At 63.3% G+C, this 6,072-nt stretch carries 12 protein-coding genes and 1 pseudogene; 12 read left to right on the top strand and 1 reads right to left on the bottom strand.

From position 1 onward, the window contains the following. Positions 1 to 1,124 (bottom strand): annotated as a pseudogene (locus tag AADJ02_RS17350) (IS3 family transposase); the annotation flags it as partial. Positions 1,125 to 1,225: 101 nt separating this feature from the next. Between AADJ02_RS17350 and AADJ02_RS17345 the strand changes: the two are divergent. From AADJ02_RS17345 to rpsE, 12 genes are all read left to right on the top strand, one after another. Next, positions 1,226 to 1,405, top strand: coding sequence for a hypothetical protein (locus tag AADJ02_RS17345; RefSeq protein ID WP_341214260.1), 180 nt, complete (start codon positions 1,226 to 1,228; stop codon positions 1,403 to 1,405). Between the two features lie 64 nt (positions 1,406 to 1,469). Beyond that, positions 1,470 to 1,763 (top strand): hypothetical protein, encoded by a 294-nt coding sequence (locus AADJ02_RS17340; protein WP_341214259.1) that lies wholly within the window; start codon positions 1,470 to 1,472, stop codon positions 1,761 to 1,763. Positions 1,764 to 2,078: 315 nt separating this feature from the next. Beyond that, the gene (gene rpmC, locus AADJ02_RS17335) at positions 2,079 to 2,294 is read left to right on the top strand and encodes a 50S ribosomal protein L29 (RefSeq protein WP_341214258.1); all 216 of its coding nucleotides are present in this window, start codon (positions 2,079 to 2,081) and stop codon (positions 2,292 to 2,294) included. Positions 2,295 to 2,298: 4 nt separating this feature from the next. Continuing rightward, complete coding sequence (rpsQ, locus tag AADJ02_RS17330; protein ID WP_341214257.1) at positions 2,299 to 2,529, top strand: 30S ribosomal protein S17; 231 nt, start codon at positions 2,299 to 2,301, stop codon at positions 2,527 to 2,529. A 76-nt stretch (positions 2,530 to 2,605) separates the two neighbouring features. Then, a complete protein-coding gene (gene rplN / locus AADJ02_RS17325) occupies positions 2,606 to 2,974 on the top strand; it encodes a 50S ribosomal protein L14 (protein ID WP_017928025.1) in 369 nt (122 codons plus the stop codon). Then, the gene (gene rplX, locus AADJ02_RS17320) at positions 2,974 to 3,279 is read left to right on the top strand and encodes a 50S ribosomal protein L24 (RefSeq protein WP_341214256.1); all 306 of its coding nucleotides are present in this window, start codon (positions 2,974 to 2,976) and stop codon (positions 3,277 to 3,279) included. Before rplN ends, rplX begins: the two co-directional genes overlap by 1 nt. After that, complete coding sequence (gene rplE / locus AADJ02_RS17315; RefSeq protein WP_341214255.1) at positions 3,279 to 3,842, top strand: 50S ribosomal protein L5; 564 nt, start codon at positions 3,279 to 3,281, stop codon at positions 3,840 to 3,842. Before rplX ends, rplE begins: the two co-directional genes overlap by 1 nt. 21 nt (positions 3,843 to 3,863) lie before the next feature. Then, positions 3,864 to 4,169, top strand: coding sequence for a 30S ribosomal protein S14 (gene rpsN / locus AADJ02_RS17310; RefSeq protein ID WP_341214254.1), 306 nt, complete (start codon positions 3,864 to 3,866; stop codon positions 4,167 to 4,169). 13 nt (positions 4,170 to 4,182) lie between these two features. Beyond that, positions 4,183 to 4,575, top strand: coding sequence for a 30S ribosomal protein S8 (rpsH, locus tag AADJ02_RS17305; protein ID WP_341214253.1), 393 nt, complete (start codon positions 4,183 to 4,185; stop codon positions 4,573 to 4,575). A 13-nt stretch (positions 4,576 to 4,588) separates the two neighbouring features. Next, positions 4,589 to 5,122, top strand: coding sequence for a 50S ribosomal protein L6 (gene rplF / locus AADJ02_RS17300; RefSeq protein ID WP_341214252.1), 534 nt, complete (start codon positions 4,589 to 4,591; stop codon positions 5,120 to 5,122). Between the two features lie 12 nt (positions 5,123 to 5,134). Continuing rightward, positions 5,135 to 5,494, top strand: coding sequence for a 50S ribosomal protein L18 (rplR, locus tag AADJ02_RS17295; protein WP_341214251.1), 360 nt, complete (start codon positions 5,135 to 5,137; stop codon positions 5,492 to 5,494). Between the two features lie 11 nt (positions 5,495 to 5,505). After that, complete coding sequence (gene rpsE / locus AADJ02_RS17290; protein ID WP_341214250.1) at positions 5,506 to 6,063, top strand: 30S ribosomal protein S5; 558 nt, start codon at positions 5,506 to 5,508, stop codon at positions 6,061 to 6,063. The last annotated feature ends 9 nt before the right edge of the window (positions 6,064 to 6,072 follow it).

Raw genomic sequence — 6,072 nt, 5'->3', positions numbered from 1 at the left:
CGACCAGTCGCCGGAACGCCACGAAAGCCCTTGCCACGCGGGAGCCATCCATAAATGGTCCGAGCACAATGGACGACGGTTCGAGAACAGGTGCTCGTTCAGGCATTCGTCGCGCAGTCGCCCGTTAAAGCTCTCGACGAAGCCGTTCTGCATTGGCTTTCCCGGCGCGATGTAGTGCCATTCCACCTTGCGGTCCTCCTGCCATTTCAGGATCGCATTGCTGGTCAGCTCCGTGCCGTTGTCGCTGACCACCATGCAAGGATAGCCCCGCAGTTCGGCGATCCGGTCGAGCTCACGCGCAACCCGTTGCCCAGATAGCGAGGTATCGACGACGGTCGCCAGAGACTCCCGGGTGAAGTCATCGATCACGCAGAGCACCCGGAACCGCCTGCCGTCGGCGAAGCTGTCGGATACGAAGTCCAGGCTCCATCGCTGGTTCGGCCCTTGCGGGATCGCCATGGGCGCCCTTGTCCCGATGGCGCGTTTGCGGCCGCCGCGCTTGCGCACGGTCAGCCCTTCTTCGCGGTAGAGCCGATACAGCTTCTTCCAGTTCAGCACCCAGCCCTCCCGCTCCAACAGGAGGTGCAGGCGGCAATAGCCGAAGCGTCTTCGCTCGCCGGCAAGTGCTCGCAGCCGCCGACACATGCGCGGATCGATCCCTACCAAGGCGCAGGCGCGCCGCCGCGAATAGCTTTTCTCTGTCATGGCCCAGTCCACGGCACGTCTCCTCGAACATGCGCCATTGTCGCTCGGACCGATGGCGCGCCATGGCACATCCTCAAAAGTTTTTTGCGAGCATTTCCTTGAGCGTGGCCATGTCCAGCATCTGCTCCGCCAGCGTGATCGGGGCTTTCGCCGCCCCAACGGGGCGACGGTCCCCTCACACTCTTCAGCTTCGCATTCGCGGCTTCCAGCGCCTTCGGCCGCGTCGCCATTGGGCTTGGGCCAGTGGCGTCTGAATGGCGACCGTCGGACACCTCCATGGCGCCATACTTCGAGCGCCACTTGTAGAAGGTCGCGTCGCTGATCCCGTGCTGTCGGCACAGCTCCTTCACCCCGAGCCCGGCTTGGTGCTCTTTCAGGATGCGGATGATCTGCTCCTCGCTGAACTGGCTTCTTCTCATCGTCTGTCTCCTCATTAGGAGAACAGGCTAACCTTGAAACGCGGATATTTCAGGGGAGCAGGTCACTCGCGCGACGCCCCCCTGATGCTGGTGCATCGTTCGTGGACTTCGTGCCGGACAGCTATATCGACACGTTGGATCGATACGAGGTCGACATCGCATCGGTCCCGGCGCTGGAGTTGCCCAACTGGATCGACTGCAAGCCGGTGCTCCGCTCTCGGTATTCGCACGCCAAGGCAACGACAGGCTTGCACGAGCAGGCGTACGCCCCGGTGACGTGATCTCGATCGACCTGTTCTGCGCATGAGGCATGTGTTGTTTTCGCCAGAGGGCAAGCCGGCCGCGATGGGCGATGCCGCGCTGGCCCGAGAGGCGCGCGAGCGGCGTGTCGTCATGAGCATGCCGGTGTTATCCGACGTCTACGGGCCTGTGGGAGGCTCCGAGCTCATCGCCTTGATGCCCGATCAGATGGTGCGGCGGGTCGCCGCCTTGGTTGGGCTCGAGATCTACGCGCCGCCTATGCCCATCGAACCTGTCCAGATCATGATGATCTGGAACCGGAGGTATTCGGCCTGGCCCGCGCATGCCTGGCTATGCAGCCAGATCGAAGCACTCTCGCGGCCATTCGACGAAGGCTGACGGGGCCGGACATGTCGTGCGCGGCGGTCATTCGTCGACGTTTCGTGGACTTCGGAGGGCGCTTCTGGCTGTGAGGGGTCAGACCATCTCGCCCGAGGATGCCTCGTTTCCGGGCCGGGTGGACCCGCCGACGGGAAAGGTGGAACGAGAGCAAAGTGGGGCAGCGCGCGCCTGGTCGTGGCCCTGTCCGAGAAAGGGTTTGCATCCATCCCCCATGTCGGCTAGGGACAGCGCTCATTCACCTAGTCCACCGGAATCAGGGTGACCCTCTCGATGATGAAAGGGGCCTTCCGGTGATGTCGAAAGGACAGACCCATGGCGCTCCATGCCAAGGAACTCCGCGACAAGTCCGCGGACCAGCTCCGCGCGCAACTCGTAGACCTGAAGAAAGAAGCGTTCAACCTGCGCTTCCAGCAGGCCACTGGCCAGCTCGAGAACACCGCGCGCATGCGCGTCGTCAAGCGCGGCGTTGCACGTATCAACACCATTCTGAACCAGAAGGCGGCCGCGGCCGCCGGCACGGAGGCCTGAGCCCATGCCCAAACGCATCCTGCAAGGCGTCGTGACCTCGAACCAGAACGCGCAGACCGTCACCGTTTCGGTCGAGCGTCGTTTCACGCACCCGGTTCTGAAGAAGACGATCCGTAAGTCCAAGAAGTACCGGGCTCACGACGAAGCGAACACCTTCAATGTGGGCGACGCCGTCCGCATTCAGGAGTGCGCTCCGAAATCCAAGACCAAGCGCTGGGAAGTGATCGCCGAGTAAGGCGTCTCATCTTCCAGCTTGAACGAAACCCTGGGGAGAAGGCCATTGAGAGCCCCCCAAAGGTCGGGAGAAACCCATGATCCAGATGCAGACCAATCTGGATGTCGCTGACAACTCCGGCGCACGCCGGGTGCAGTGCATCAAGGTCCTCGGCGGTTCGCACCGCCGGTATGCGTCGGTCGGCGACATCATCGTGGTGTCCGTCAAGGAAGCGATCCCCCGTGGCCGCGTGAAGAAAGGTGACGTCCGCAAGGCCGTCGTCGTTCGCACCGCCAAGGAAGTTCGCCGCGAAGACGGCACTTCGATCCGCTTCGACCGCAACGCGGCCGTTATTCTGAACAACAACAACGAGCCCGTCGGCACCCGTATCTTCGGGCCGGTGGTTCGTGAGCTGCGCGCGAAGAACTTCATGAAGATCATCTCGCTCGCGCCGGAGGTGCTGTAATGGCTGCCAAACTCCGCAAAGGTGACAAGGTCGTCGTGCTGACCGGCAAGGACAAGGGCAAGACCGGCGAGATCCTCTCGGTCAACCCCACCGCCGGCAAGGCCGTGGTCGAAGGGCTCAACGTCGCCATTCGTCACGTCAAGCAAAGCCAGTCCGATCAGGGCGGCCGCCAGCCCAAGTCGATGCCGATCCAGCTGTCGAACCTGGCCATCGTCGATGCCAACGGCAAACCGGCCCGCGTCGGCTTCCGTGAGGAAGACGGCAAGAAGGTCCGCTTCGCCAAGACAACCGGGGATGTGATCTGATGCTCGATACCGCAAACTACACCCCGCGTCTCAAGGCGTCCTTCGCCTCCGAGATCAAGGCCAAGCTTCGCGAAGAGTTCGGCTACAAGAACGACATGCAGATCCCGCGCTTGGACAAGATCGTCCTGAACATCGGCGCCGGGGCCGAGGCCGTCCGCGACAGCAAGAAAGCGAAGTCCGCCCAGGACGATCTTTCGACCATCGCCGGTCAGCGGGCCGTCATCACCAAGGCCAAGAAGTCGATCGCCGGCTTCCGCGTCCGTGAAGAGATGCCGCTCGGGACCAAGGTCACGCTGCGCGGCGACCGGATGTACGAATTCCTCGACCGTCTGATCACCGTGGCGATGCCGCGCATCCGCGACTTCCGCGGCGTGCCGGGCAAGAGCTTCGACGGCCGTGGCAACTATGCCATGGGCCTCAAGGAGCACATCGTGTTCCCGGAGATCAACTTCGACAAGGTCGATGAAGTCTGGGGCATGGACATCATCATCTGCACCACCGCGAAGACCGACGCGGAAGCGAAGGCGCTGTTGAAGCATTTCAACATGCCGTTCAACAGCTGATCCGCGGGAGGAAAGAGAGATATGGCCAAGAAATCCATGATCGAACGCGAGAAGAAGCGCGAGCGTCTGGTGGCTCAGTATGCCGCCAAGCGCGCCGAGCTTAAGGCGATCGCGAACGACAAAGACAAGCCCGTGGAAGAGCGCTTCAAAGCGAACCTGAAGCTTGCGCAACTGCCGCGCAACAGCTCCGCCACCCGTCTTCACAACCGCTGCCAGCTGACGGGGCGTCCGCACGCCTACTATCGCAAGCTGAAACTCAGCCGGATCATGCTGCGCGAGCTCGGCTCGAACGGGGAAATCCCCGGCATGGTCAAGTCGAGCTGGTAAGGAGGGTCCACAGATGAACGATCCCATCGGTGATATGCTGACCCGCATCCGCAACGCGCAGATGCGTCACAAGTCCACCGTCATCACCCCCGCCTCCAAGCTGCGCGGTTGGGTGCTCGATGTCCTGGCCGACGAAGGCTACATCCGCGGCTACGAGCCGACCACGGGTAAGGACGGGCACCCCGCTCTCGAGATCAGCCTGCGCTACTACGAAGGTGCGCCGGTGATCCGTGAGCTGAAGCGGGTCTCCAAGCCCGGTCGCCGCGTTTACATGAGCGTCAACGACCTCCCGGCTCCGCGCCAGGGTCTCGGCGTCTCGATCGTCTCCACGCCCCGCGGCGTGATGTCGGATGCAAATGCACGCGCAGCCAACGTCGGCGGCGAAGTGCTTTGCACCGTATTCTAAGGAGGGTCCGGAAATGTCTCGTATCGGCAAACGCCCGGTCGCTCTGCCCAGCGGCGTGACCGCCAACGTCTCCGGCCAGACGGTCGAAGTGAAGGGGCCGAAAGGCACCCGCAGCTTCACCGCCACCGACGACGTCACACTGACCGTCGAAGACGGCGCGGTTTCGGTCATGCCCCGCGGCATGTCCAAGCGTGCCCGTCAGCAGTGGGGCATGTCCCGCTCGATGGTGCAGAACCTCGTCACCGGCGTCTCGGAGGGCTTCAAGAAGGAGCTCGAGATCCAGGGTGTGGGCTACCGCGCACAGATGCAGGGCAACGTCCTGAAGCTGGCGCTCGGTTATAGCCACGACGTGAATTTCGAGGTGCCCGAGGGCGTCACGGTCACGGCACCCAAGCAGACCGAGATCGTGGTCGAGGGTATCGACCAGCAGCAGGTTGGACAGGTTGCGGCGAACATTCGCGAGTGGCGCGCTCCGGAGCCCTACAAGGGCAAGGGCATCCGCTACAAAGGCGAGTTCATCTTCCGCAAGGAAGGCAAGAAGAAGTAAGGACGCGAAAAAATGGCAAACAGCAAACGGGATCTGTTCCTGAAGCGCCGTCAGCGCGTCCGGAGCAAGCTGCGCAAGGTGAACGCAGGGCGTCCGCGCCTCTCCGTGCACCGCAGCAACAAGAACATCAGCGTCCAGCTGATCGACGACGTAAGCGGCGTCACTCTCGCCTCGGCCTCCTCTCTCGAGAAGGATCTGGGCATCGTCGGGAAGAACAACGTCGAGGCGGCCGCGAAGGTCGGTGCGGCGATCGCAGAGCGTGCGAAGAAGGCCGGCGTGTCCGAAGCCTACTTCGACCGTGGCGGCTTCCTGTTCCACGGCAAGGTCAAGGCGCTCGCTGACGCGGCCCGTGACGCCGGCCTGAAGATCTGAGGAGACGTAACATGGCAGAACGTGACAACCGTCGCCGCGACCGCGATGAGAACCCGGAATTCGCCGATCGTCTCGTGGCGATCAACCGGGTCTCCAAGACCGTCAAGGGCGGCAAGCGCTTCGGCTTTGCAGCGCTCGTCGTCGTGGGCGACCAGAAGGGCCGTGTCGGCTTTGGCAAGGGCAAGGCCAAGGAGGTCCCCGAGGCCATCCGCAAGGCCACCGAGCAGGCACGCCGCAACCTGATCCGCGTGCCGCTGCGCGAGGGTCGGACCCTGCACCACGACATGGAAGGCCGCCACGGCGCCGGCCGTGTCGTCATGCGGGCGGCACCCGCGGGTACCGGCATCATCGCCGGCGGCCCGATGCGTGCGGTGTTCGAGATGCTGGGCCTGCAGGACGTCGTGTCCAAATCGCTCGGTTCGCAGAACCCGTACAACATGATCCGCGCCACGCTGGACGGCCTCCGGGCCGAGCAGTCGCCGCGTGCGGTCGCCCAGCGTCGTGGCAAGAAAGTCGCCGACATTCTGCGCAAGCCCGAAGAGGCCAGCGCCGAAGTCGCCGAAGCCTGAGGAGAGCGA

The sequence above is a fragment of the uncultured Limimaricola sp. genome, assembly GCF_964022235.1.
Classification (GTDB): domain Bacteria; phylum Pseudomonadota; class Alphaproteobacteria; order Rhodobacterales; family Rhodobacteraceae; genus Limimaricola.
The sequence above is the reverse complement of the archived record's forward strand: the minus strand, read 5'-3'. Positions and strand labels throughout refer to the sequence as shown.

Coding starts and splice junctions, on each gene's coding strand:
- rpsN (WP_341214254.1), top strand. CDS start 3,864: ATGGCCAAGAAATCCATGATCGAACGCGAGAAGAAGCGCGAGCGTCTG.
- rplX (WP_341214256.1), top strand. CDS start 2,974: ATGGCTGCCAAACTCCGCAAAGGTGACAAGGTCGTCGTGCTGACCGGC.
- rplN (WP_017928025.1), top strand. CDS start 2,606: ATGATCCAGATGCAGACCAATCTGGATGTCGCTGACAACTCCGGCGCA.
- rplR (WP_341214251.1), top strand. CDS start 5,135: ATGGCAAACAGCAAACGGGATCTGTTCCTGAAGCGCCGTCAGCGCGTC.
- rpmC (WP_341214258.1), top strand. CDS start 2,079: ATGGCGCTCCATGCCAAGGAACTCCGCGACAAGTCCGCGGACCAGCTC.
- rpsH (WP_341214253.1), top strand. CDS start 4,183: ATGAACGATCCCATCGGTGATATGCTGACCCGCATCCGCAACGCGCAG.
- rplF (WP_341214252.1), top strand. CDS start 4,589: ATGTCTCGTATCGGCAAACGCCCGGTCGCTCTGCCCAGCGGCGTGACC.
- rplE (WP_341214255.1), top strand. CDS start 3,279: ATGCTCGATACCGCAAACTACACCCCGCGTCTCAAGGCGTCCTTCGCC.
- rpsE (WP_341214250.1), top strand. CDS start 5,506: ATGGCAGAACGTGACAACCGTCGCCGCGACCGCGATGAGAACCCGGAA.
- rpsQ (WP_341214257.1), top strand. CDS start 2,299: ATGCCCAAACGCATCCTGCAAGGCGTCGTGACCTCGAACCAGAACGCG.
- AADJ02_RS17340 (WP_341214259.1), top strand. CDS start 1,470: ATGGGCGATGCCGCGCTGGCCCGAGAGGCGCGCGAGCGGCGTGTCGTC.